At 41.8% G+C, this 22,992-nt stretch carries 26 protein-coding genes; 9 read left to right on the plus strand and 17 right to left on the minus strand.

Features of this window, described 5'->3' with window-relative positions:
• Positions 1–617 precede the first annotated feature (617 nt).
• The 3 genes from FTU66_RS11620 to def all read right to left on the minus strand — a co-directional run bounded on the left by FTU66_RS11620 (position 618) and on the right by def (position 3,811).
• On the minus strand, positions 618–2,678 hold the full coding sequence (locus FTU66_RS11620) for a TonB-dependent copper receptor (protein WP_180112832.1): 2,061 nt from the start codon (positions 2,676–2,678) through the stop codon (positions 618–620).
• A gap of 63 nt (positions 2,679–2,741) precedes the next feature.
• A complete protein-coding gene (locus FTU66_RS11625; RefSeq protein WP_180112833.1) occupies positions 2,742–3,173 on the minus strand; it encodes a DUF2946 family protein in 432 nt (143 codons plus the stop codon).
• 107 nt (positions 3,174–3,280) lie between these two features.
• Entirely contained in the window at positions 3,281–3,811 is a 531-nt protein-coding gene (gene def / locus FTU66_RS11630; protein ID WP_154321169.1) for a peptide deformylase, read from the minus strand.
• A gap of 121 nt (positions 3,812–3,932) precedes the next feature.
• On the opposite strand from def, the gene FTU66_RS11635 reads away from it, so the two are divergent.
• Genes FTU66_RS11635 through FTU66_RS11645 form a run of 3 tightly spaced genes read left to right on the plus strand, consistent with a single transcriptional unit; the run spans position 3,933 to position 6,953 of the window.
• Positions 3,933–5,090, plus strand: coding sequence for a LysM peptidoglycan-binding domain-containing protein (locus FTU66_RS11635; protein WP_180112834.1), 1,158 nt, complete (start codon positions 3,933–3,935; stop codon positions 5,088–5,090).
• A gap of 20 nt (positions 5,091–5,110) precedes the next feature.
• Entirely contained in the window at positions 5,111–6,340 is a 1,230-nt protein-coding gene (gene dprA / locus FTU66_RS11640) for a DNA-processing protein DprA (RefSeq protein ID WP_180112835.1), read from the plus strand.
• A 43-nt stretch (positions 6,341–6,383) separates the two neighbouring features.
• Positions 6,384–6,953 (plus strand): L-threonylcarbamoyladenylate synthase, encoded by a 570-nt coding sequence (locus tag FTU66_RS11645; protein ID WP_168419250.1) that lies wholly within the window; start codon positions 6,384–6,386, stop codon positions 6,951–6,953.
• 391 nt (positions 6,954–7,344) lie between these two features.
• Here the strand turns inward: FTU66_RS11645 and FTU66_RS11650 are convergent, their stop codons facing one another.
• Positions 7,345–8,253, minus strand: coding sequence for a DMT family transporter (locus FTU66_RS11650; RefSeq protein ID WP_180112849.1), 909 nt, complete (start codon positions 8,251–8,253; stop codon positions 7,345–7,347).
• Between the two features lie 291 nt (positions 8,254–8,544).
• Here FTU66_RS11650 and FTU66_RS11655 point away from each other — a divergent pair, with 291 nt between their 5' ends.
• Entirely contained in the window at positions 8,545–9,090 is a 546-nt protein-coding gene (locus tag FTU66_RS11655) for a glutathione peroxidase (protein ID WP_180112836.1), read from the plus strand.
• Between the two features lie 162 nt (positions 9,091–9,252).
• On the plus strand, positions 9,253–9,846 hold the full coding sequence (locus FTU66_RS11660) for a hypothetical protein (RefSeq protein ID WP_180112837.1): 594 nt from the start codon (positions 9,253–9,255) through the stop codon (positions 9,844–9,846).
• A gap of 93 nt (positions 9,847–9,939) precedes the next feature.
• Here the strand turns inward: FTU66_RS11660 and FTU66_RS11665 are convergent, their stop codons facing one another.
• The 10 genes from FTU66_RS11665 to FTU66_RS11710 form a co-directional block, all read right to left on the minus strand.
• A complete protein-coding gene (locus tag FTU66_RS11665) occupies positions 9,940–10,359 on the minus strand; it encodes a F0F1 ATP synthase subunit epsilon (protein WP_168419253.1) in 420 nt (139 codons plus the stop codon).
• Positions 10,360–10,386: 27 nt separating this feature from the next.
• The gene (gene atpD, locus FTU66_RS11670; protein ID WP_004970134.1) at positions 10,387–11,781 is read right to left on the minus strand and encodes a F0F1 ATP synthase subunit beta; all 1,395 of its coding nucleotides are present in this window, start codon (positions 11,779–11,781) and stop codon (positions 10,387–10,389) included.
• A 29-nt stretch (positions 11,782–11,810) separates the two neighbouring features.
• On the minus strand, positions 11,811–12,680 hold the full coding sequence (atpG, locus tag FTU66_RS11675; RefSeq protein WP_180112838.1) for a F0F1 ATP synthase subunit gamma: 870 nt from the start codon (positions 12,678–12,680) through the stop codon (positions 11,811–11,813).
• A gap of 83 nt (positions 12,681–12,763) precedes the next feature.
• Positions 12,764–14,308 carry a F0F1 ATP synthase subunit alpha gene (gene atpA, locus FTU66_RS11680; protein ID WP_019837172.1) on the minus strand — a complete coding sequence of 515 codons (1,545 nt, stop codon included), beginning with the start codon at positions 14,306–14,308 and terminating at the stop codon, positions 12,764–12,766.
• 40 nt (positions 14,309–14,348) lie between these two features.
• On the minus strand, positions 14,349–14,885 hold the full coding sequence (locus tag FTU66_RS11685; protein WP_019837171.1) for a F0F1 ATP synthase subunit delta: 537 nt from the start codon (positions 14,883–14,885) through the stop codon (positions 14,349–14,351).
• A 12-nt stretch (positions 14,886–14,897) separates the two neighbouring features.
• Positions 14,898–15,368, minus strand: a complete 471-nt coding sequence (locus FTU66_RS11690; RefSeq protein ID WP_004970142.1) for a F0F1 ATP synthase subunit B — start codon at positions 15,366–15,368, stop codon at positions 14,898–14,900.
• Between the two features lie 39 nt (positions 15,369–15,407).
• A complete protein-coding gene (atpE, locus tag FTU66_RS11695) occupies positions 15,408–15,653 on the minus strand; it encodes a F0F1 ATP synthase subunit C (protein WP_000424060.1) in 246 nt (81 codons plus the stop codon).
• 85 nt (positions 15,654–15,738) lie between these two features.
• A complete protein-coding gene (gene atpB / locus FTU66_RS11700; RefSeq protein ID WP_168419254.1) occupies positions 15,739–16,614 on the minus strand; it encodes a F0F1 ATP synthase subunit A in 876 nt (291 codons plus the stop codon).
• A gap of 103 nt (positions 16,615–16,717) precedes the next feature.
• On the minus strand, positions 16,718–17,116 hold the full coding sequence (locus FTU66_RS11705; protein WP_004970147.1) for an ATP synthase subunit I: 399 nt from the start codon (positions 17,114–17,116) through the stop codon (positions 16,718–16,720).
• Positions 17,117–17,288: 172 nt separating this feature from the next.
• The gene (locus FTU66_RS11710; protein WP_180112839.1) at positions 17,289–18,128 is read right to left on the minus strand and encodes a metal ABC transporter solute-binding protein, Zn/Mn family; all 840 of its coding nucleotides are present in this window, start codon (positions 18,126–18,128) and stop codon (positions 17,289–17,291) included.
• A 135-nt stretch (positions 18,129–18,263) separates the two neighbouring features.
• Between FTU66_RS11710 and FTU66_RS11715 the strand changes: the two genes are divergently transcribed.
• From FTU66_RS11715 to znuB, 3 genes are read left to right on the plus strand one after another with little or no spacing between them, the layout of a single operon-like run.
• A complete protein-coding gene (locus FTU66_RS11715; protein ID WP_004970151.1) occupies positions 18,264–18,758 on the plus strand; it encodes a transcriptional repressor in 495 nt (164 codons plus the stop codon).
• A complete protein-coding gene (gene znuC, locus FTU66_RS11720; RefSeq protein WP_004970152.1) occupies positions 18,734–19,522 on the plus strand; it encodes a zinc ABC transporter ATP-binding protein ZnuC in 789 nt (262 codons plus the stop codon). The genes FTU66_RS11715 and znuC overlap by 25 nt, the downstream gene beginning before the upstream one ends.
• Before the next feature lie 3 nt (positions 19,523–19,525).
• On the plus strand, positions 19,526–20,326 hold the full coding sequence (gene znuB / locus FTU66_RS11725) for a zinc ABC transporter permease subunit ZnuB (RefSeq protein ID WP_180060360.1): 801 nt from the start codon (positions 19,526–19,528) through the stop codon (positions 20,324–20,326).
• 8 nt (positions 20,327–20,334) lie between these two features.
• On the opposite strand, the gene FTU66_RS11730 is transcribed toward znuB, so the two are convergent.
• Entirely contained in the window at positions 20,335–20,721 is a 387-nt protein-coding gene (locus FTU66_RS11730; RefSeq protein WP_180096434.1) for a hypothetical protein, read from the minus strand.
• A gap of 113 nt (positions 20,722–20,834) precedes the next feature.
• Complete coding sequence (locus FTU66_RS11735; RefSeq protein ID WP_180112840.1) at positions 20,835–21,455, minus strand: LysE family transporter; 621 nt, start codon at positions 21,453–21,455, stop codon at positions 20,835–20,837.
• A 159-nt stretch (positions 21,456–21,614) separates the two neighbouring features.
• Here FTU66_RS11735 and FTU66_RS11740 point away from each other — a divergent pair, with 159 nt between their 5' ends.
• Positions 21,615–22,535, plus strand: coding sequence for a Dyp-type peroxidase (locus tag FTU66_RS11740; protein WP_180061025.1), 921 nt, complete (start codon positions 21,615–21,617; stop codon positions 22,533–22,535).
• Between the two features lie 37 nt (positions 22,536–22,572).
• Here FTU66_RS11740 and FTU66_RS11745 read toward each other — a convergent pair whose 3' ends face one another.
• Positions 22,573–22,971 (minus strand): hypothetical protein, encoded by a 399-nt coding sequence (locus FTU66_RS11745; RefSeq protein ID WP_373684826.1) that lies wholly within the window; start codon positions 22,969–22,971, stop codon positions 22,573–22,575.
• Between the last annotated feature and the right edge of the window lie 21 nt (positions 22,972–22,992).

The following is a 22,992-nucleotide window of genomic DNA, read 5'->3' on the forward strand; positions in this document are numbered from 1 at the left end:
CAAACTCTTCAGTTAAAATCATTTTGAAGTTTTAATCTAAACTTCCAAATCTGGCTCATCAATTTTCTGACTTAAATTTCGCTCAAATAAACTTCGAGTAATTTAAACCAATCAATCAATGAAATATTTTCGATTAATCAATCAGTAAAAATCCACACAAGTTGTTCTTCATAATCTCTTAATGATCTTCTCGATGCTTCGTCAGCATCAAGCTAGGTCGGCTATACTACTCTCTATTTCTAGAAAGTCAACATGCAATGTTGATTTTATTTTCAAACCCATCTACTCAAAACAAACTCAATTAATCTTAAATCAATCAACCAAGCTGTTGTTTTTCAACAAGTTTTTATCAACATCACCGCCGATGGATGTGCATTATAGGCCAAATATTTTGCCATGCAAGGCTTTTTGTAAAAGAAATATTTCGAGTGTTTATTTTATAAACCCAAAAATAGATAAACTACTGTTTTACCTTATAAATTTATTTTAATAAAAATCTAACTAATTCTTTTAAACACAGCCCAAACACTTAAACAACTGTTTTATAAGTAATTATTATCACAAAAAAAGTAAAAAGCAGAGCCTAAGCTCTGCTTTTGGTTTAAATAAAGTCCAAATTAGAACTTCATACTGATACGCGCCCAATAGTTGCGACCACTATTATTAAATTGTTCAGTAACTGGTAAACCTGTTCCTGACGCACCCATTTTGTTTAGATGCTCGGTATAGGTTTTATCCAGTACGTTATCAACACCCACAGACACATCAACACCTTTACTTAGGTTATAACTACCATTTAAAGACAACACGCCAAAGCCACTGCTCTCTTTTACATCATAACCAACAATATTCCCTTGATTTTGGCTGAAACGACTTTGACCATCAACAACACGCAATAATGCACCTAAAGTATATTTATCCTGAACATAGCGTAGGTTTAAACGTCCTTCCAAAGGTGAAATTTGTGGTAACGGCGTATTGTCTGTGGTGTTTTCACCCCACGCATACATGGCACTCACATCAGCTTGCAAAGCATCGGTAAATTGATAACCCATACCAACTTCTGCCCCAGCAATGGTTGCATCCACATTACGAGAATCTGCAGCATTTTTCATCATTGGAACCATTACAGTTGGGTCATAGCTCATAAGAATAAAGTCATTAATCATCCCTACATAAGCCGATGCCCAAGAACTGAATGCACCATGTTCGTGCTGATAACCTAGATCGAGTTGTAAGGTTTTTTCAGTATCTAGATTTTTAAAAGTCGTACCTTCAACACCATTTAAATCTGTTCTAAACAATTCCCAATAATCAGGAACACGCTCTACATAACCCAAACCAACATACGTTTTGGCATCATGCTGCGGATGTTGATTTTCCAAACGAATAAAGCCACTTGGCAAAGTTTCTTTACGTTGTTGAGCTGTTTGCACTGCATCAACTTCGACCTGATCAACACGTACACCTGTAACTAATTTATTTTGATCATTGAGTTGATAACTCAATTCACCAAAACCGCCATAAGATTGAAATTCCATATCGGTTGTTACAGGGAAGTTCATTTTCGGCATTGTGGCTGAATACATGCCTTTACCATGTTTATTCTGTTGACTATCAATACCTGTAATAAACTGCAGCTTATCCCACTCATGCGTTACAGCCATCCGTGCATTTAAAGTACGGCGTGTCACATTCATTGCAGATTTAGCTTCCACCCACTCTTTTGTCATGTGATGTTGTGCCATACCTACTTTACGCAGACTATAGTTATCCATCACGTGATCGTTAAAGCTATAGTTCACCTGTGCTTCAATTTTCTTAATCACATCGGTGATATTTTTCTTTTCTACACGTAAACCTAAACTTTCGCGGTCAAATTCAGAACCATCCATTGTACGGCCCGCATAAACCACTTCAGCATCACCACGACCACCCGTCAGTTCTAGCCAAGTGTTTTCATCGGGTGTCCAACCTAAAGCGACATCAGCATTCCAACGCTCCCAATCCGAAGGAACAGTTGTACCATTACCATCTTTATAGCTATCTGCTACAGAACGGTTGGCGTTTAAACGAATGTATTTCTGCTCATCACCCGCAGCTGCTTCAACATTATGATCTAAACGGCCAAATGACCCCATCAAAACACTGGCTTGGCCACGATAGTTTTGACCTTCACCAAATTGCTCAGGCTTACGCTCAAACAATACCGTTGCAGCCGAACCTGTGTTGGCATATTGCACCGTTTGCGGCCCTTTAATGACGGTAATTTCATCAAAACTTTCTGGTGAAATATAAGAGGTTGGTGAATCCATACGACTCGGGCATGCACCTAAGTTTTCAGAACCATCGGTTAAAATTTTAATACGTGAACCAAACATGCCGCGGAAGGTCACATCGCCATTGGTACCCGCACCACTGTTGACCGCACTAAAGCCGACGATGCTTTGCAAATAGTCTGCACCATCTGTGGCTGGAATTGGCTGAATGGGTTGTTTTGGATTAGCACGAACCACCAAACCATTGGCATCATTGCCCTGTTGTGCGGTTGCAACAATAGGCGCAAGGCTATGCGTATTCGCAGACAGCATACTTTGATCGGCAAACGCACTTGCTGAATAGCAGGCAACACAAACTGCAGCCGCAACAGGCTGTAATAAAAATTTAGGCTGAGCCATTTTATTTCTCACTTCAAAACATAAATACAGTTAGGGTCAAAGCAGACCCGAAAAATATTGAATTTATGCAAAGTGAGGTGGAGCACGTCCCTGCGGAAGTAAAAAGAGTTGCTGAAGTGCAAACCAAACGTGTTGAAAACGTTTTTGGAAAGCCAAAAGACGCACCTGAATACGATCAAGCACTTCTTTAAGCTCTAATTCAGGTGGCAAGACCAAGTTGCCATAGACCGTACAATACTGACATTGGTGTGAAGCATCGTGATGATGATGTTCATGCTGTGCGGTCAGTTGCTGATCATCGACCTGTGATGTAGATGAATGTGCATGCGAAGAGTTTGTATGTGCTGCATGGGCTTGTGGCAACAAAAGTGCACGCGTGATGGTTTCACAGACTGGCGCAACTTGATATTGCTCAGGCAGCAAAGGCTGTAAAAATACAGCAATCTGTAAAAAAACAGCGATAAATAAAAGCAGTAAGCCACTACGCAACAACAAAAACATCTATCCTGAATTTGTGTGGCGCAAGTATAACAAAGCCCAATCGAAATTGGGCTGATTTTTATGCTTTGGTCTAAACATAGACAACTAGGTGGTTGTTTGTTTTAACGCTTCACAGCAACTTTTTCTTTCTGACGCTGGCGCACTACTTTTTCCACTTTTTCACGGGCACGCTGTCTTTTGAGTGGTGATAAATAATCGACAAATAATTTACCATTTAAGTGATCCATTTCATGTTGGATACAAACAGCGAGAAGTTGATCTGCTTCTAGCTCAAAGGTTTGACCCTCAAGGTTAATCGCTTCAATTTTTACACGTGACGGACGCTCAACTTTGTCGTATATTTGAGGCACTGACAAACACCCTTCTTCATACGGTTGGGTCTCTTCAGTCAATGGGGTAACTTTGGGGTTAATGAAGACCATGGGTTGATCTTTATTTTCAGATAAATCCATGACAATCAGCTGAATATGATGATCTACCTGTGTCGCAGCTAGACCAATTCCTGGTGCGGCATACATAGTTTCAAACATATCTGCAGCAAGCTGACGAATTTCGTCGGTCACTTCTTCAACTGGTTTGGCAATGGTACGCAAACGGGGATCCGGGAAACTTAAAATAGGTAATAAGGCCATGGGACGTCCTCACTTATATGCCATTGATCAAAAAACCGAATGAAGGAATGCTTCATCAAAAAAATGTGTGTAAGATCGTTATTATAACGCAACTACATACATAATTTTAGGAATTATGATAATGAAAAAGGTTTTGACAGACACATCCTCTTTTCGTGTCTTGGGGTTTAAAAAGCAAGTTTTAGCGCTCGCTGTATGTCTCACTGTGGGACTTGGGGCAATGAGTGTGGCTGAAGCAGCACCTGCACGAAATATTAATCCGCCTGCTTTAAAAGCCAATGCACCGAATGTGTATGTGGTGAAAAAAGGCGATACTTTGTGGGATATTTCTAAAAAATTCCTGAATAATCCACTACGCTGGCCTGAAATTTGGGCAAGCAACCGCCACGTGAAAAATCCACACTGGATTTTCCCGGGTGACCGCTTGTTAATGTGTACCTATGAAGGTCGCCCAATTATTGGTAAAGATGAAGGTGATGGCTGTGAAGGCATTATTCGTCGTTACACAGGCAAGAGCACCAATTTACAGCCGCAAATTCGCGTAGAATCTTTAAATAATACAATTCCTGTGATCCCACTGGAATACATCAAGCACTGGTTAGAGCGCAGCAGCATTATTGCCGCAGATGCACTGCAAGGCACGCCTTATATTTTAGGTACTTCTGATCAACGCGTGTTGGCTGCTAAAGGACAAAGCGTGTATGCACGTGGTGTAGGCCTAGAAGTTGGTCAACGTTATGCTGTCTATCGCGAAGGCGAACCATACATCCTAACCGATGCCAATGGTCAAAAATTCAATGCAGGCTTAGAACTCACTCAGGTTGCAGCAGGTATTGCAGTACGTGGTGAAAATGACATTACCACACTTGAATTGACCGACACTTACAACGCTGAAGTGCGTCGTGGTGACCGTGTCCTGCCTGTTTATGACCCAATGTTGCCAACACTGTTCTATCCGACCCATGCCGAAAATGTAACTGCAGGTGGTCAAGTGGTTCGTGTAATGGGCTCTATTGGTACGGCTGCGAAACACAGTGTAGTTGCCATTGACCGTGGTACGCTGCATGGCGTGCAATCAGGTCACGTATTCTCTGTCGCTCAAAAAGGCGAAGTTGTGACTGACCCGAAAACCAAAGAGCGCGTGCAACTTCCTGGCGAACGCATTGGTAATATCATGGTCTTCAAGAGCTTTGATCACATCAGCTATGCCTATGTATTAGACAGCGAATTGCCAATTAAAGTGGGTGCGAACTTACAAACACCCCTAATGGACGACTAAAAATAGTCTGAGATGGTGACATGTTGAATTCATTCACCCCACATCAAATTGACTACATTAAGTTGTGGTATTTGGTTCAGCATTCACTGTCGAGTTTTTATAAACTAGAACAATATTTTGGTTCCGTGGCTGCCGCAGTACAGCCCGAACATCTTTTGGCTTGGTCAGAAGTACGTGTACATGCCAACCATCAACAGCGTGCTAAAGAATATCTTAGTCAGTCAGGGCAACATGCCTTTGAAAACGTCTTAAAACAATTACAACAGCATTGTGATTTTATCCTGACCTTGGATGATCCCAACTACCCTAACCAACTACGCCCCTATGCAAACAAAGCTCCAATTTTATTTGGGCAAGGCAATGCTCAGGCTTTACTGCAAGCTCAAATCGCAATTGTGGGCAGTCGCAAAGCCAGCCCACACGGACGGCAAGTGGCCTATGATTTTGCCTATTATTTAAGTGAACAAGGTTTCTTTATCAATAGCGGTTTAGCACAAGGTATTGATGAGGCTGCACACCAAGGCGCTTTGGCACACCGTCGTACCATTGCAGTCATGGGCACAGGTTTAGACAGCACCTACCCGAGCGCCCACCATACACTCCGCCAGCAGATTGTGGAGCGTGGCGGTGCAGTGATTACAGAATTTTTACCTCACACCAAACCTTTGCAGCAAAATTTTCCACGACGTAATCGGTTGGTGAGTGGATTGAGTCTTGGCGTTATTGTTGCTGAAGCCAGTTTAAATAGTGGATCACTGATTACCGCTAAATGCGCAGCCGAACAAGGTAAATTAATTTTTGCTATTCCTGGACATATTTACAGTGAATTTCATCAGGGTTGCCATCAATTAATTCGTGAAGGTGCAATTTTGGTGGATCATCCTGAACAGGTGCTTGAAGATTTGGCATTGCCGACTCAATGGCAATATCAACAACAAAATATTGATCAATTGAGCTCTGACTCAACCTTACCATCTTCAAAACTGGATGCTCAAACAGGACAAAGCAATACAACCAAGCCTGATACAGCAACCTCGCTACAAGCCACCCATGAAATCGTGACGCATATTCCTGAGCATTTATTGGCGTTGTATCATCAATTGGATTGGGTCGGACAAAGTATTGACCACTTGGCACAACAGCTCGACTTGGAAATTGCCGTACTTACAGCTTATTTGATGGAACTTGAGCTCATGGGCTTAGCAATGCAGCAATCAGGCCTGTATCTGCGTTGTCGTCCTCACAAATAAGGTTCACAATAGCCCTCTCCCATTTCTATTTAGGTCAACTCGCATGATTACCACCTCTGTCACCGAAGCCGCTGCATGTCTACAACAGGGACAAGTGCTGGCCTATCCAACAGAGGCGGTCTGGGGTCTAGGTTGTGATCCTTATAATCAGCAGGCTTTTTTGGAAATTCTACGCCTCAAACAACGTCCAATTGAAAAAGGCGTCATTTTACTGGCAGGGCACCTGTCACAGGTAGAACATCTGCTTGAAGATTTAAAGCCAGATATGCAAGATCGTGTAATTGCCTCATGGAGCAATACACATCCGACTGAGCGTGCCACCACTTGGCTGTTACCCACCACAGCGGCAATTCCAAACTGGATTACAGGACAACACCCGAAAGTTGCGGTACGCGTGACCAACCATCCTTTATGTATGGCTTTATGCCATGCTTTTGATGGCTTTATTGTTTCAACTAGTGCCAACCCTGCTGGCCATGAACCTGCGCGCTCCCTGCAAGAAGCAACCCAGTATTTCCAGCAACAACTGCATTATTTAAATGGTGATTTAGGCTTAAGCCAACAACCTAGCCGAATTTTAGATGCAGAGACAGGTTTGGTCATTCGCGCCTAGGCTTAGACAAATTTTAGATAAAAAAAAGCTCAACCATATAGGGATGGTTGAGCATAAAAAGGATGTGTATAAAAGCACATCCAGAGGGTACGAAAATCTTGCTGCGAATGATGTCTTGCTGAGTTTTTGCTAGAGCAGATCATTTCCAGTACGTGAATTATGGAGTAATTTAGTCGACTATACAAATAGATTATTTCTATTAATCTTACATAAATAATCAATGATAGACTTATCAATTTTTCTTAACAATTTAAATTATCTTACTATTTTTTCAATTATTTTAGAAAAATTAAAAAAACTGTCATAAATTATATGCCTAAATCCTGTATATTTTTTGAATAAAACAGTATTTTAGATACATCTTTCATGCTCAAAAAAAGAGCAAACGCACTCAATTTTTTAGTGGAATTTGCACACGAGTTTTCATTTGAGCCAAAACAATGCCCATTAAAATAATCAAACCACCAACAGTGTGATAGCTCCCCCATACTTCTGCCAGCCAAAAATAAGCAATGATTGCAGTAAATACAGGCATCAAATTCATAAAAATACTGGTACGGTTTGGCCCTAAGTGCTGTACTGCCAGCATCCATACTAAAGGCGCAATAATGGATGGAAAAATCCCCGCATACAAAACACTGAAGCTATTTTGACTATTGAGCGGGTCTAAGCCTAGCCACACAATAAAAGGTAGGTGATAAATCAGCGCAAAAATTATTTGCACATACAGGCTGAGCATTAAAGGCAGTTTTAAATTCCATTTCTTTAAAAACACCCCATAAAAAGCATAAAAGAACACCGCTAGCACCATCAGCATATCACCTGCATGCCCAGTCAGCTGTGCTAATTGGCTGAAATCACCCTGTGCAATCACATACAACAGGCCAAAAAATGAAATGATACAGCCCAAAATTGCAAATTTTGTCGGAATGTCTCTTAAAATAATCAAAGATACCAATACCGTAAACATGGGGATAAATGCATTGATGATGCCCATGTTGGTGGCAGTCGTATAATTGGCTGCGGTGTAGCTTAGCCCTTGATACAGCACTAAACCAAAGGCACTTAAAACGGCTAACTGTTTTATATGTGGACGAATTAAACTGCGTTGCTGCCAAACTTTAGGCAATATCCAAGGCGTGAGAATCAAAAATGCAATAAGCCAGCGGTAAAAGCTGATACTCACTGGCGAAATATATTCTGCGACATAACGTGTCACGGCGATATTGAGCGACCAAATTAATACCGCAATCACAGGGAGTAGAATTGCCCAAAGTGCGCCTTTGGCTGGCTGTGTCATGTCTGCATCATCCTTGTTGCACATCAGCTGCATAAGCTTACTGCTGTTTTCTGATCATCCAATTGATTTGATTGCCTGAAGCCCAAACTAAACTTCAGGGCTATTTATGGCACTTTTCGCTCAACTTATCCACCAATATTTTTAAATGATGATAATCCTTATATTTTTTTAATTTATAGTCCTTCTTCATTTGCACACAAATACAATAAATTTTCTGGTTTTCAACTTGCTGTGCTTTATAAATCCAGTTAAAACAATAACACTTCATATCATTCGCATTTGGACACTTACATGAGCCATTCGGTCTATAACATTCCCGTTCTCACTAATTCAGGTGAAGAAACCACATTAAATCAATATGCTGGAAAAGTATTGTTGATTGTTAATGTCGCCTCTAAATGTGGCTTAACCCCACAGTATGAAGGCTTACAAAAATTGTATGCGGATCAAAAAACACAAGGTTTGGAAATTTTGGCTTTTCCATCCAATGACTTTTTGGCTCAAGAACCAGGCAGTGATGCAGAAATTCAGGAATTCTGTTCATTGAATTATCAGGTGAGTTTCCCGTTATTTGCTAAAATTCCTGTGGTGGGTGAGAACAAGCACCCATTGTATCGCACCTTAATTCAGGCCATTCCAGAACGTATAGGTGAAGGCCCATGGTGGAAAGATTTGGTCGATTATGGCTTAACCCCAAATAATCCGCCGGAAATTTTATGGAACTTTGAAAAATTCCTAGTTAACAAGCAAGGTGAAGTCGTAGCACGTTTTGCGCCTGATCTAACTGCAGAAGACCCACGAATTTTGGATGCGATTGCAGCAGAACTCGCTAAATAATGCTTGGCAATGAACACTTTATACAGGGAATTTGCTTCGGCAATTCCTTGTTTTTCGTTTCAACCACACTTCTAATATTTGTTATTGCTTTGCAATAATCTGTTTTTTATTCATATTTTCGTTTTATATTGGTTTTAATGCCTTATAAATGATTAGATCAAGATGAATATACTATTTTCTAAATATGCAATACTGCTCCCCCTACTCAGCGCAGGTTTACTACTCAGTGCTTGTGAACAGGCATCTGGCCCTCAAAGCAGCTCAGTCGAAGAACAAGGGACTGTAACTTCTAGCAATAGCAATCCTGATGCAACACAAGCACCCCTAAGCAGCGGCAATATGTTTTACATTGTGCGCGATGTAGCTGATCTACAACTTAAAGCTGGACAATATGTTGAACAGCTCAATCAGTCCAAATCAGAATTGCAAACAGCAATCAACGCACAAGACCCACAACAACTCCAGCTTGCTGCAACTCAATTACAACAGCAACTGCATGGTTTTAATCAAACCCTCAGCAGCTTAGATTTAAAAACACAAGAAATTGATACGATTCGTCAAAACCTGTTAGCAGCCAATCAACAAGTTTTAAACTCCCCGTTTTTAAACGGTCAAATTAACCTTAGTCAGGTCGATTTTAAAAAGCTAGAACAGCAAATGGGCAATATTCAATCTGAAATGGTGAAGTTGGCGGGTATGATTTTGCAGGGTGAAGCGACTCCGAATAGCAAAACTGATGCTGCTGATGCGTCCTAAGCTTCTGAAATATCAAACACTGCAGTAATTCACTTTTATCAGCCATAAAAAAAGCCACTCTTTCGAGTGGCTTTTTCAATCTTAAACCAGCAATTAAAGTGCGCGGTTTTTGATTTTGCGGATGGTTTCCAACTGTGCAGCAGTTTCTGCCAAAGCAGCCAAAGCAGCAGCAGAGTCCAAATCGCTCTTTTGATTCGCCAACAATTGTTCAGCGTGTTTACGCGCTTCAAGAATTGCTGCTTCATCTAAGTTTTCTGCACGAACTGCAGTATCTGCAAGAATCGTAACAACATGCGGTTGAACTTCTAGAACACCACCAGATACATAGATTAATTCTTCTGTACCATTTTCCAGCAGAACGCGGATTGCACCCGGCTGAAGCAAAGTTACTAGTGGTGCGTGACCCGGCATAATACCGAGTTCACCGCCAGCACCTTTTGCAATTAGCATAGTCACAGTGCCAGAGTACAAAGACTCTTTTACACTTACAACATCACATTGCATAGTCGCCATGAGAATCTCCTAAATTAGAGCTGCTAATTAAAGTTTCTCGGCTTTAGCAATCACTTCGTCAATACCACCAACCATATAGAACGCTTGTTCTGGGATATGATCGTATTCACCAGCTAGAAGACCTTTAAAGCCACGAATTGTATCTTTAAGCGGTACAAGTTTACCAGGCGCACCAGTAAATACTTCTGCTACGTGGAACGGTTGAGAGAAGAAACGTTGGATCTTACGTGCACGGTATACAGTAAGTTTGTCTTCTTCTGACAATTCGTCCATACCAAGAATTGCGATAATGTCTTTCAATTCTTTATAACGTTGAAGAACGTTTTGAACTGAACGAGCAATTTCGTAATGCTCAGTACCAACAACTAATGGGTCTAACTGACGTGAAGTTGAGTCTAGTGGATCGATCGCAGGGTAAATACCTTGAGATGCAATGTCACGGCTCAATACTACAGTTGCGTCTAAGTGCGCGAACGTTGTAGCAGGCGATGGGTCAGTTAAGTCATCGGCAGGTACGTATACAGCTTGAATAGATGTAATCGAACCAGACTTAGTTGAAGTAATACGCTCTTGAAGAACACCCATCTCTTCTGCAAGTGTAGGCTGGTAACCTACTGCAGATGGCATACGACCTAGAAGTGCTGATACTTCAGTACCTGCTAGTGTATAACGGTAGATGTTGTCTACGAACAATAATACGTCACGACCTTTACCGTTCTCATCTTTTTGATCACGGAAATACTCAGCCATAGTCAAACCAGTTAACGCTACGCGTAAACGGTTACCTGGTGGCTCGTTCATCTGACCGTAAACCATGGCTACTTTGTCAAGAACGTTAGAGTCTTTCATTTCGTGATAGAAGTCGTTACCTTCACGAGTACGCTCACCAACACCAGCGAATACAGATAAACCTGAGTGCGCTTTAGCGATGTTGTTGATCAACTCCATCATATTTACGGTTTTACCAACACCCGCACCACCGAACAGACCAACTTTACCACCTTTCGCGAACGGGCAAAGTAAGTCAATGACTTTAATACCAGTTTCTAAAAGGTCAGTAGAAGCCGCTTGTTCTGCATAAGAAGGCGCTTGACGGTGAATTGGTAAACGCTCTTCAGTTGCAACTGGACCAGCTTCGTCGATAGGGCGACCAAGAACGTCCATGATACGACCAAGTGTCGCTGTACCTACTGGTACAGAGATTGGCGCGTTAGTGTTAGTTACGTTCAAACCACGCTTAAGGCCTTCAGTAGAACCCATTGCAATAGTACGAACTACGCCATCACCAAGTTGTTGCTGAACTTCTAATGTAGTTTCAGTACCGTCAACTTGGAGAGCGTCATAGATCTTAGGAACGCTGTTGCGTTCAAACTCGACGTCGATAACCGCGCCGATGATCTGAATGATACGACCGCCACTCATTGCTGTCTCCTCAATTCAAACTAATAATGTTAAACGGCAGCGGCACCACCAACGATTTCAGAAATTTCCTGAGTAATCGCGGCTTGACGCAGCTTGTTATAAATAAGTTGTAGGCTCTTGATCAGTTCACCTGCGTTATCTGTTGCAGCTTTCATTGCAACCATACGCGCAGACTGTTCACATGCGATGTTTTCAATCACACCTTGATAAACCATAGACTCGATGTAACGAACCAATAAACCATTTAACAGCTCTTCAGCTTCTGGTTCATAGATATAGTCCCAACCGTATTGACGGTTAAGGGTCTTGTTTTCTTCAGCAGCTGCTAAAGGTACAAGTTGTTCGATTTTTTGATTTTGAGTCATGGCATTGACAAAGCCGTTTGACACTAGATAAATACGATCTAACTCGCCTTTATCATAAGCATCCAACATCACTTGTACAGAACCAGCTAACTGTTCAAGACTCGGCGCATCACCAACCTGAGTTGTTGCACCAAGCACTTTACCGCCGTAGTTTTTAAAAAACGAAACCGCTTTTTGACCAATTAAAGCAAATTGAACTTCAATTGACTGCTCTTGTTGCTGCTGAACGTGTTTTACCACTTTCTTGAACAAGTTAATGTTCAAACCACCAGCAAGGCCACGATCTGAAGACACGATGATATAGCCAACGCGCTTAACTGGGCGTTCAACCATATAACGGTGTTTGTATTCAGGGTTCGCTTGTACCAAATGAGCAATTACACGGTGCATATTTTCGGCATACGGACGGCCTTGAGCCATGCGCTCTTGCGCACGACGCATCTTAGAAGCTGCTACCATCTGCATCGCTCGAGTAATCTTCTGCGTGCTTTTGATACTAGCTACTTTGGCGCGAATTTCTTTTAAATTTGCCATACGCTTAACCTAGTATTCGAAAGCCCTTTCAGGCTTCCGAAGGTTGATTCCGTGAACCAAACCCCTAACTAGCCAATGCTAAATTAGTAAGTTTGAGTCGCTTTAAAGCTTTCAATACCTGCTTTGATTGCAGCTTCGATGTCTTTGTTGAAATCACCAGTTTCATCGATTTGTTGCATTAACGCAGCATGTTCTGAACGGAAGTAAGAGATTAACGCAGCATCAAAGTCTACGATTTTCTTCACTTCTACGTCAGCCATATAGCCTTCGTTAGATGCATAAACTGAAACAGCTTGGTCAGCAATTGAGTATGGCGCATATTGTTTCTGCTTCATTAACTCAGTTACACGTTGACCATGTTCAAGTTGCTTACGAGTTGCTTCGTCAAGGTCAGAAGCGAACTGAGCAAACGCTGCCAATTCACGGTATTGCGCCAAAGCGGTACGGATACCACCAGACAATTTTTTGATGATCTTAGTTTGAGCAGAACCACCAACACGCGATACAGAAATACCCGCGTTCACAGCAGGACGAATACCCGCGTTGAATAATGATGTTTCTAAGAAGATCTGACCATCTGTAATCGAAATTACGTTGGTTGGAACGAATGCAGATACGTCACCTGCTTGAGTTTCAATAATCGGCAATGCAGTTAAAGAACCAGTTTGACCTTTAACTTCACCGTTAGTGAATTTCTCAACGTAGTCAGCAGATACACGAGAAGCACGCTCAAGTAGACGCGAGTGTAGATAGAACACGTCACCTGGATAAGCTTCACGACCTGGTGGACGACGTAAAAGCAATGAAATTTGACGATACGCAACAGCTTGCTTAGACAAGTCATCATAAATGATAAGCGCGTCTTCACCACGGTCACGGAAGTATTCACCCATTGTACAACCAGAGTACGGAGCAAGATACAACATTGCTGCTGGATCTGCCGCTGCTGCTGCGACAACAGTTGTATACGCCATAGCGCCAGTTTCTTCTAGCTTGCGCACAACGTTAGCGATAGTCGATTGTTTTTGACCAATTGCTACGTACACACACTTAATGCCAGAGTTTTTCTGAGCGATGATCGCATCGATCGCCATTGCTGTTTTACCAGTTTGACGGTCACCAATGATCAACTCACGTTGACCACGGCCTACTGGGATCATTGTATCTACTGATTTATAACCAGTTTGTACAGGTTGATCCACTGATTGACGCCAAATTACGCCTGGTGCTACTTTTTCTACAGCATCAGTTAATTTTGCATCAATAGGGCCTTTACCATCAATTGGGTTACCCAAAGCATCTACTACACGGCCTAAAAGTTCTGGACCAACCGGAACTTCTAATACACGACCTGTGCAACGAGCTTTTTGACCTTCTTGAAGGCTTAAGTAGTTACCTAAAACAACGACGCCCACTGAATCCTGTTCTAGGTTCAGTGCCATACCAAATAAGCCGCCGTCGAATTCGATCATTTCACCGTACATTGCATCAGCAAGGCCGTGAATGCGCACAATACCGTCGGATACCATAACAATGGTACCTTCGTTTTTAGCGGTCGCGCTGGTGTCCAGATCGCCGATACGCTGTTTAATGAGCGCACTGATCTCGGATGGATTCAGTTGTTGCATTGCGCTATACCTCAATCTTTTATTAGTTCAGTCTTCGCAATTAAGCTAAAAGACGTGTCCGCATTTTTTCAAGCTTGTTAAGCGCAGAATCATCTATCACTTGGTCGCCTGCACGAATAACTACACCCGCAATTAACGCTGGGTTCACTTCTACAGAAACATTTACTGCTGCAGCGAAACGTTTTTCTAACGCTTGAGCAAGAATTTGTTCTTGTACAGAAGTCAATGGGAATGCTGATTCAATCACAACATCCACAGTATTGTTATTCTGTGATTTGAGCTGCTCGTATTCTGCTTGAATTTCAGGAAGCAAAGCCAAACGGTTATTTTCAGCAAGCAATGTCAAAAAGTTTGACACTGCTGCAGTTTGGTCTTCACCTAAAACTTTGGCAAAAATACTCACCTGCTCAGCAGGCGTAAGCTCAGGGCGATTTAAGTAAGCTGAAAATGCTTCGTCTTGCACCGCAGCACTGAGCAAGTTAAGTGCTGTTGACCAAGTGTCAGTTGCACCTTGCTCAGAAGCGTAAGCAAATGCTGCTTTAGCGTATGGGCGTGCCAACGTCAAGAGTTCAGCCATAATCTGCCTCTCTTAAAGTTTAGCAGCCAGCTGAGTCAGCATGGCATTGTGAGCTTCTGCGTCAACTTGCTGGCTAAGAATTTTCTCAGCACCAGTTACTGCAAGTGCAGCCACTTGTTGACGTAATTCTTCGCGAGCAGAATTGATTTCTGTGTCAACAGCTTCTTTCGCTTGTTGACGGATACGCTCACCTTCAGCAGATGCTTGGGTACGCGCTTCTTCTACCAATTGTGCTGCACGACGATTCGCTTGTTCGATCAATTGAGCCGCTTGTGCTTTAGCTGCATCTAATTCAGCTTTCACTTGAGCTTGCGCATCGGCAAGGTCAGCTTTGGCTTTTTCAGCTGCATTTAAGCCGTCAGCAATACGACGCTGACGCTCACTAATCGCATTGATTAGTGGTGGCCATACAAACTTCATGCAGAATGCGACGAAAATCGCAAATGCAATCGCTTGGCCAAACAATGTGAGGTTGATATTCATTGCAAATTCCTCAAATAGTGAATTTCGGAATTAAGCTGATTAACCTACAAATGGATTAGCGAAGATGAAGAACAAGCCAATACCAACACCGATCATAGGCACAGCATCAAGAAGACCCGCGATTAAGAACATACGAGTTTGAAGTTGTGGAGCCAATTCTGGTTGACGAGCAACAGCTTCAAGGAAGCGACCGCCTAAAAGACCAAAACCAATCGCAGTACCTAAAGCACCGAAAGCGATCAAGATAGCAGATGCAATTGCAACTAGACCTAAAGTGAGTTCCATGATAATTCCTCAGAGGTTAGGTTTTATACCAAATTAAGTTAAAAAATTGTGTGCCCAACCATCGGTTGACAGTTAGGCAGTACCATTAATGCTTTTCGCTTGCCATACTCATGTACACGATTGTCAACATCATGAAAATGAATGCTTGTAGCGTAATAATCAAAATGTGGAAAATCGCCCAAGGCACAGACAATGCCCACTGGATCCAGAACGGTAATAACGCGATAAGAATGAAGATTAACTCACCCGCATACATGTTACCGAATAGTCGTAGAGCCAATGAAACTGGTCGCGCCAAGAAAGTAGTCAATTCCAACAATAAGTTGAATGGAATTAAAAGCACTTTAGCAACTGGATTACTTGGGTTAAATGGGTTAAGTGCTAACTCACCAACGAAGCCACCAATCCCTTTTTCACGAATACTATAGAAAATAATTAAGAAGAATACAGAAATAGACATACCTAAGGTAATGTTTGGATCTGTAGTCGGAACAATTTTAAAGTAAACCTGATGAGGATCTACACCCAGCATAGAAGCAATCGCCTGTTGAGCTACATAAGGAATAAAGTCAACAGGGATTAAGTCCATCAAGTTCATGAGGAAAATCCACACGAAAATGGTTAATGCTAGGGGTGCAATTAATCGAGACTTCCCGTGGAAGGTATCACGTACACTAGAATCCACAAACTCGATAATCACTTCAATTGCTGACTGGAATTTGCTAGGCACGCCCGCATTTGCAGCTTTCGCCACGATCCAGAACAAGAAACAGAAGATCAGACCAAGTCCAATAGACCAACCCATTGAATCCAAGTGAATAGCAGTGAACCCCATCTGTTGAGCTTCTTCAGCAGACTCAGCCAACTTCCATGAACCGTCTGGCATTTTGCCATAGGTCATATTGGTCAAGTGATGCTTGATATACTCGGTCGAAGTAAGGGCATGTTCTTCAGCAGCCATAAATCACACCTGGTCAATGTAAAAAAACTAATAGAACAAACGAACATCGCGTGCTGCTTGATATCTCGCCTATTCCTGAAAAACTTTTCAATTTTTGCTGCGTTTAAACTCGTTTTTGTAATCGTGACACCCAAAATGGCGCAACCCACGACATGCTTTGAACGAGCATAAAACCACAAAACAATGCCACCGGGGATAACGGCTGTACATTGCTTAAAATTAAAATGAATCCTACGATCACGATTGCAAACTTACCGAGCATTCCTCTATACATGTTCGAAAGAACCTGTCTGGACGCTCGTGCACCTGCTGCTCGAAACGACTGCCATGAAAAATAACAACTTGCCAACCAACAAACACTAGCACCAAGTGCAGCGCTTAAGGCAGCCGTTGAGTCTTTCAAGACCCACGCTATCAGGGCTGAAACTGGAATCATGAATGCTTGTAAGAAGACCAAAGCTTTAGCTAATCGTCGGTCAATCAAGCGACTAGTTCGGCTCATTTTTTTATCCACTCACAGCATTAATGCTTGACAAGTTCAACTGATGATCGTTTTTTATCGCAGGCATTATAGAGTTAGCCCCCTGAACATGCAATCGTTTCCCGACCTTAGTCGTGTTTTTTTGCATGTTTGTCTCGGAATTGTCATATTTCAATTTTGCTTAAAAAACGCATCATTTTCGTGCATTTAATACACAAGCCTTGGTTTGCTTGGCTAATTGCTGCCACGCTTGCACAAAATCATCTGTACCGCGCATGCTTTCATCGACCTTTTGAAACACAATTGGATTCAATTTCATATACTGATTTTTACTGGCATGTCCTTCTGCAAGTAGGCACATTTTTGGATTTGGTCGGTGATCGTTCAAATATTTAATTTGTGCGACTGTTGGCGCAATATGCGGATCATTGGTCATCGACCCAGAAAATTCTAAATTTAAGGCACGTTCTAAATATTGATAGGCATCGTGATAAGCCCAATATGGCTGTACTGCAGTTTGAGTCTGAAACTGACTTGCACTTTTGAATAAACTCTGTGCGAAGGCACGTGCGTTGTTCCAATAAGCATCGCGATGTTCAGGCATTTGCTGAGAACGTAACGCGGCAATAAAGAAGCCGATACGCACCGCATTTTTTGGGTCTAGCCAGACATGGCTGTCTACTGTATTTTTTAATGCTGCACCACGTTCTGAACGCTGCGGCAAAGTTTTCATAATGCCCGTATCTAATAAAGCAATCGCTTTAGGATTTTGATGTAATACACGTTCTAGCGGTGCTTCATGCGCCTTACCTAGCCAAATAATTAAATCCGCATCTTGGATGATTTTTCGATGTGCAGGCGTGAGCGATACATCATGCCCTGTTTGATCTGCCAGTAATAACGTGGGTGTTTCGATATTTTGCGTGACTTTTTGGGCAATCAAATAGATAGGATGGGTAGACACCACCAAAGCCTGCGCCATGCTGACAGTACTGCATAACGCTAAAAGACAGAAACTAAATAAACGAAACATTGCGGCATATCACGAAAAATCGACAAATGTTATAATATAACAAATTTATAAAAATACCTACGTATAATCGAAACTAATAACGCTTCATGCTAAGATTTACTGTCGTTTTTCTTTTAAAGTTCAACTGGGGTGGCTATGAGCTTATGTTCGCACGAGCATCACAATGCATTACATGGCGTTCACGACCATCACAATGTCGATCAACGTCTTGCCGAAGCTGAAAGTTTATGTGCGGCAACAGGTGCTCGTTTAACACCGCTACGTAAAGAAGTGTTGGAACTCATTCTCAAGGCATCTGCACCAATGGGTGCTTATGATTTATTGGCGAAAATTAAAAGTGAGTCTGATCGTCCTGCAGCACCGCCAACGGTGTACCGTACTTTGGATTTTTTACTGGAAAAAGGACTAATTCACCGTTTGACTTCAATCAATGCCTATATTCCTTGCTGTCATCCACGTGAAGGACACCAAGCGGCTTTTTTGATCTGTACTGAATGTAAAGTCGTTAAAGAAGCTTCAGCGCAAGGTTTATTAGAGCAATTAGATCAGTTGGCAGCCTCTGACCGCTTTAGCCCGCATCACAGCATTATTGAGATTTCTGGAAAATGTCAGCAGTGCAACAGCAAATAACCACTGCACCGCTCATCGCCTTGCACAATATTCAGGTGCGAATAGATGAGCGCGATATTTTAAAAAATGTCGATTTTGAATTGCATGCACATGAAATTGTCACGCTGATTGGCCCCAATGGCGCAGGAAAGTCGACTTTAATTAAAGTATTGCTTGGCATTGTCAAACCAAATGCAGGCAAGCTCGTAAATGCTCGCAAATTGACCTTTTCTTATGTGCCGCAAAAGTTTAATCCTTCACACAGCTTGCCTTTAAGAGTGAAAGATTTACTGGCTTTAGAAAAATGCCCAGACGCAATTAAAGCAGAAATTATCCGCGATACTGGCATTGCCAAACTGCAAGATTCAAAAGTACAACAACTGTCTGGTGGTGAGCGGCAACGGGTGCTATTGGCACGCGCCTTATTACGTCAACCTGATGTTTTGGTACTGGATGAGCCGATGCAAGGACTAGATATTCAGTCCGAAGCTGAACTGTATGACTATGTGCGCAACTTACCGAGCAAATATGGCTGTGCGGTGTTGATGGTGTCGCATGATTTGCAATGGGTCATGCAAGGTACGCATCGTGTGGTATGTTTAAATAAACACATTTGCTGTAGCGGTTTGCCCGAAAATGTACAGCAACACCCTGAATACCAAGCTATTTTTGGAACCAATCGGGTGTTTTATCAACATCACCATGAACACTGCGCCCATGGCGATCATGCCGAGCCTTGTCAGCATGATTCACGTCCTCATATTCACCCTGAACCGGAAGCTTAACCCATGATGGATTGGCTACAATTGCTGTTACCTGCATGGATCATGGGCAGTTTATTGGTATTTTTGACCGCCCCACTTGGCTGTTTAATGCTGTGGCGACGCATGTCCTTTTTTGCCGATACGATGGCGCATGGCACTCTATTGGGTGTGGCAATTGCAGGCGCGTTAAGTTTACCTCTGTGGATGGGCGTGACATTCTTGGCATTATTATTGGTGGGTGTTTTGTGGATTTTACATGATCCACGGTTGCCGAATGATGCATTATTGGCGCTCTGCTCTGCGACCTTGCTCTGTTCAGGTTTGCTCTTTATTCAACATATTCCGAGTTTGCGTCCTGAGTTGCTGAGCTATTTATTTGGCGATTTACTCACCATTTCATGGGCAGATTTACCCGTATTTGCTTTGGTCATTATTGCAGCCTTAGCGGTACTCTATAAGTTTTGGCAGGCTCAAATTCAAATTGCAATTGACCCTGACATTGCAGTCAGTGAAGGTGTGAATGCACAATGGCAACGTCTGATTTTTATGTTGTTATTGGCATTATTTACAGTATTGGCTTTACGTGCAGTCGGCTCTTTATTGATGGGTGCATTGTTGGTGATTCCTGCCTTAACCGCACGTTTATTGGCTCACTCGCCTAAACAAATGGTGATTTGGGCGTTTATTGTGGCGCAAATTGCAGTCAGCGTAGGTTTATGGTCAAGTGCAGGCTTAAACATTTCAACAGGTTTAAGCATTGTGATGACTATGGCGATCATTTTTGCAGTAATTTTTAGCGTGCAAAAAGTCAGAAAGATAGCTTAGTTTTTCGTTCATGAGTATCTATATTTTTGTATTGCAGCAATGAGCATTACGACTAAAAGTGGCAGCATATACACTATCCACAGTGCCATATCACTGTGAATCACTTGCTGTAAAAGACTCAATTGCTGCTGACCTTCTGAAACAGCATTCCAATCTATTGTTTGTAGATAAAACATTGCATGAATGGCAATCAACAACACAGCTGTGATATTAATCAACACCACACTTTGCCACACCGTATGTTTAAAATAAGTTTGCAAAGCGGCAAATACAAAAGAAAAAATCAAATTGATACTCAAATGTGCCATCAAAGCAATTGGCCAAAACACGCGATCTACTGAAAAGTGAATCGCTAATCCAATTGCAATTAAAGTTGAAAAACTCAAAAGCAACATGCTAATCCAACAATGTTGCCAATAACGTGCTCGCGGTATACCTTTAATTTTCAACGTATATCTCAATCTATTTTTTTATAATTACAACATACACTTTTGTTTAATTGAAGACATTACTGATGCACCAAACTTAACAAAAAAGCAGCGCCTGCAAACAATGCAGCAAAAGTACGATTCATGACTTTTTGCTGCTTCGGTGATCTTAACAAACACAAAACTTTTGCAGCCAAGCCCGTATAGCCCGCCATCACAATCAAATCAATACTAATCATGGTCAACGCCATAATTGCATATTGCGTCCATTGTGGTTTAGATAAATCTAAAAATTGCGGTAAAACTGCCAATAAAAACACAATTGCTTTGGGATTGCTCATATTGACCAGAAAGCCGTACATCACCAATTTTCCAGCAGATTTTCGCGTCAGCTCATGCTGAATTTCAATTGACTGTGTAGGCGCTGCCCATTGCAAATACGCCAAATATAACAAATACGCCACACCAAACCATTTCACAATCAGAAATGCCCAAGGCGTTGTCGCAAATAATACTCCTGCCCCTGCAGCTACAATCGCGATTTGCAATAATAAAGCGAGTTGTAGACCAATCGCATTCCAATACCCATGTCGAAAACCATAATTCAAACCACTCGACATAGATGCTATTGCACCCGCGCCAGGTGAAACACTAATCACCCAACAGGCCAACATAAACGCAATCCAAACTTGATAAGACATATATCGCCGCTTTTCACAAGACAGTGCATTATATGATATTTCACTTAATCTCATGACTAAAAACGTTGAATAAAATCGGGTTCGGGCTATTAAGCCTGCATGCAATCAGGCACAATAAAGTCAACTTTATAGAAAACAACAAATTTTCAGGAGCTATACATGACTGCCCAATCTGTAATTTTGCCACTACCTTCAGATCATGCTCGCTTTCTTGTACTTCGTTTAAAATACTTAAGCATTGCTGAATTAAAAGAAAAATTGGCTGACTTGTTTAGCACACGGGATCGTTTGATTACCCAACATCCACATGCCCAAATTAAAACTGGCGTTGCTTTTGGTCCTGAACTTTGGGCACAACTCTATGAGCAATCTCCAGATGGTTTTAAACAATTACAACCGATTCAAGGTGCGTACCCAATGCCTGCCGTGCCTGCAGATGTGATCATTCACCTCGCCAGTACACGTGCGGATATTTGCTTTGCACTTAGTCAGGCCTTTTTTGAGGGGATTCAAGACAAAATTGAAGTCTTGGATGAACGGGTTTGTTTCCGTTATTTTGATGGACGCGACATGACTGGCTTTATTGATGGTACCGAAAACCCACAATTTCCAGATGATCGTGCCGAAGTTGCACTTTTAGGGGAAGATGCAGGCGTGTTTGCCGATGGTTCTTTTATTTTTGCACAGCGCTATTGTCACGATTTAGAAAAATGGAAAAAGCTCAAAGTCGATGCCCAAGAACACGTGATTGGACGCACCAAACTTGAATCGATTGAATTAGACGAAGATGTACAACCTGAAAATTCGCACGTTTCACGTACAGTCGTTGAAGATGATGCAGGCGATGAAATGGAAATTTTGCGCCACTCTTTACCTTATGGTGATGGCAAGGGCGATCAGGGTTTATTCTTTATTGCTTATACCAAAGATTTGAGCATTATTGATGCCATGTTAGAACGTATGTTTGGTACTTCAGGTGATGGCATCCATGACCGTTTATTGCACTTTGTGACTGCCATGGATGGCGCATATTACTTTGCCCCAAGTGAGGAGCTGCTAGAAGAAGTTTTGGAAGGTTAAGATAAAGAGGCCGACGAGAGTCGGCTTCTTGATTTTATTAAATGCAATTAATACCCTTTGCATCTAAATTTATTTTATTAAAAACTGTTGTCTTTTTAGTTTTTAAATTTAAATATTCTGCTTCATACAAGATATAGCCTTGTGACATAAACCTGTATTGTCCATTCACTTTATTGTCAATAATCTCTTGTACTGTCCTATAAATTTCAGGCTTGGCGTTATCCCCCATATCCACTTCTTCAATCCTTAAAGTCGTAGATAGTTCAATTTTTTTCATGAATGGATAATACATAATTGAATTTATATTAGGATATTCACTAGGCACCAATAGAACATGTTTACTATCACTACTAAAGAAACAATAATGCTGATCTGAAAAATCAGCATGTACAGACCTTACTATGCCCAATGTTAATAATAAAAAATTACGAATCACTCGAAATACCTTTTATTTTTT

Origin of the sequence: Acinetobacter sp. YH12131, assembly GCF_013418635.1 — a bacterium.
Taxonomy (GTDB): Bacteria; Pseudomonadota; Gammaproteobacteria; order Pseudomonadales; family Moraxellaceae; genus Acinetobacter; species Acinetobacter towneri.

Bases quoted from the DNA above. Each gene is read 5' to 3' on its own strand.
- FTU66_RS11620 (WP_180112832.1), bottom strand. From the start codon at position 2,678: ATGGCTCAGCCTAAATTTTTATTACAGCCTGTTGCGGCTGCAGTTTGT.
- def (WP_154321169.1), bottom strand. From the start codon at position 3,811: ATGGCCTTATTACCTATTTTAAGTTTCCCGGATCCCCGTTTGCGTACC.
- FTU66_RS11635 (WP_180112834.1), top strand. From the start codon at position 3,933: ATGAAAAAGGTTTTGACAGACACATCCTCTTTTCGTGTCTTGGGGTTT.
- dprA (WP_180112835.1), top strand. From the start codon at position 5,111: ATGTTGAATTCATTCACCCCACATCAAATTGACTACATTAAGTTGTGG.
- FTU66_RS11645 (WP_168419250.1), top strand. From the start codon at position 6,384: ATGATTACCACCTCTGTCACCGAAGCCGCTGCATGTCTACAACAGGGA.
- FTU66_RS11650 (WP_180112849.1), bottom strand. From the start codon at position 8,253: ATGACACAGCCAGCCAAAGGCGCACTTTGGGCAATTCTACTCCCTGTG.
- FTU66_RS11655 (WP_180112836.1), top strand. From the start codon at position 8,545: ATGAGCCATTCGGTCTATAACATTCCCGTTCTCACTAATTCAGGTGAA.
- FTU66_RS11660 (WP_180112837.1), top strand. From the start codon at position 9,253: ATGAATATACTATTTTCTAAATATGCAATACTGCTCCCCCTACTCAGC.
- FTU66_RS11665 (WP_168419253.1), bottom strand. From the start codon at position 10,359: ATGGCGACTATGCAATGTGATGTTGTAAGTGTAAAAGAGTCTTTGTAC.
- atpD (WP_004970134.1), bottom strand. From the start codon at position 11,781: ATGAGTGGCGGTCGTATCATTCAGATCATCGGCGCGGTTATCGACGTC.
- atpG (WP_180112838.1), bottom strand. From the start codon at position 12,680: ATGGCAAATTTAAAAGAAATTCGCGCCAAAGTAGCTAGTATCAAAAGC.
- atpA (WP_019837172.1), bottom strand. From the start codon at position 14,308: ATGCAACAACTGAATCCATCCGAGATCAGTGCGCTCATTAAACAGCGT.
- FTU66_RS11685 (WP_019837171.1), bottom strand. From the start codon at position 14,885: ATGGCTGAACTCTTGACGTTGGCACGCCCATACGCTAAAGCAGCATTT.
- FTU66_RS11690 (WP_004970142.1), bottom strand. From the start codon at position 15,368: ATGAATATCAACCTCACATTGTTTGGCCAAGCGATTGCATTTGCGATT.
- atpE (WP_000424060.1), bottom strand. From the start codon at position 15,653: ATGGAACTCACTTTAGGTCTAGTTGCAATTGCATCTGCTATCTTGATC.
- atpB (WP_168419254.1), bottom strand. From the start codon at position 16,614: ATGGCTGCTGAAGAACATGCCCTTACTTCGACCGAGTATATCAAGCAT.
- FTU66_RS11705 (WP_004970147.1), bottom strand. From the start codon at position 17,116: ATGAGCCGAACTAGTCGCTTGATTGACCGACGATTAGCTAAAGCTTTG.
- FTU66_RS11710 (WP_180112839.1), bottom strand. From the start codon at position 18,128: ATGTTTCGTTTATTTAGTTTCTGTCTTTTAGCGTTATGCAGTACTGTC.
- FTU66_RS11715 (WP_004970151.1), top strand. From the start codon at position 18,264: ATGAGCTTATGTTCGCACGAGCATCACAATGCATTACATGGCGTTCAC.
- znuC (WP_004970152.1), top strand. From the start codon at position 18,734: ATGTCAGCAGTGCAACAGCAAATAACCACTGCACCGCTCATCGCCTTG.
- znuB (WP_180060360.1), top strand. From the start codon at position 19,526: ATGATGGATTGGCTACAATTGCTGTTACCTGCATGGATCATGGGCAGT.
- FTU66_RS11730 (WP_180096434.1), bottom strand. From the start codon at position 20,721: ATGTTGCTTTTGAGTTTTTCAACTTTAATTGCAATTGGATTAGCGATT.
- FTU66_RS11735 (WP_180112840.1), bottom strand. From the start codon at position 21,455: ATGTCTTATCAAGTTTGGATTGCGTTTATGTTGGCCTGTTGGGTGATT.
- FTU66_RS11740 (WP_180061025.1), top strand. From the start codon at position 21,615: ATGACTGCCCAATCTGTAATTTTGCCACTACCTTCAGATCATGCTCGC.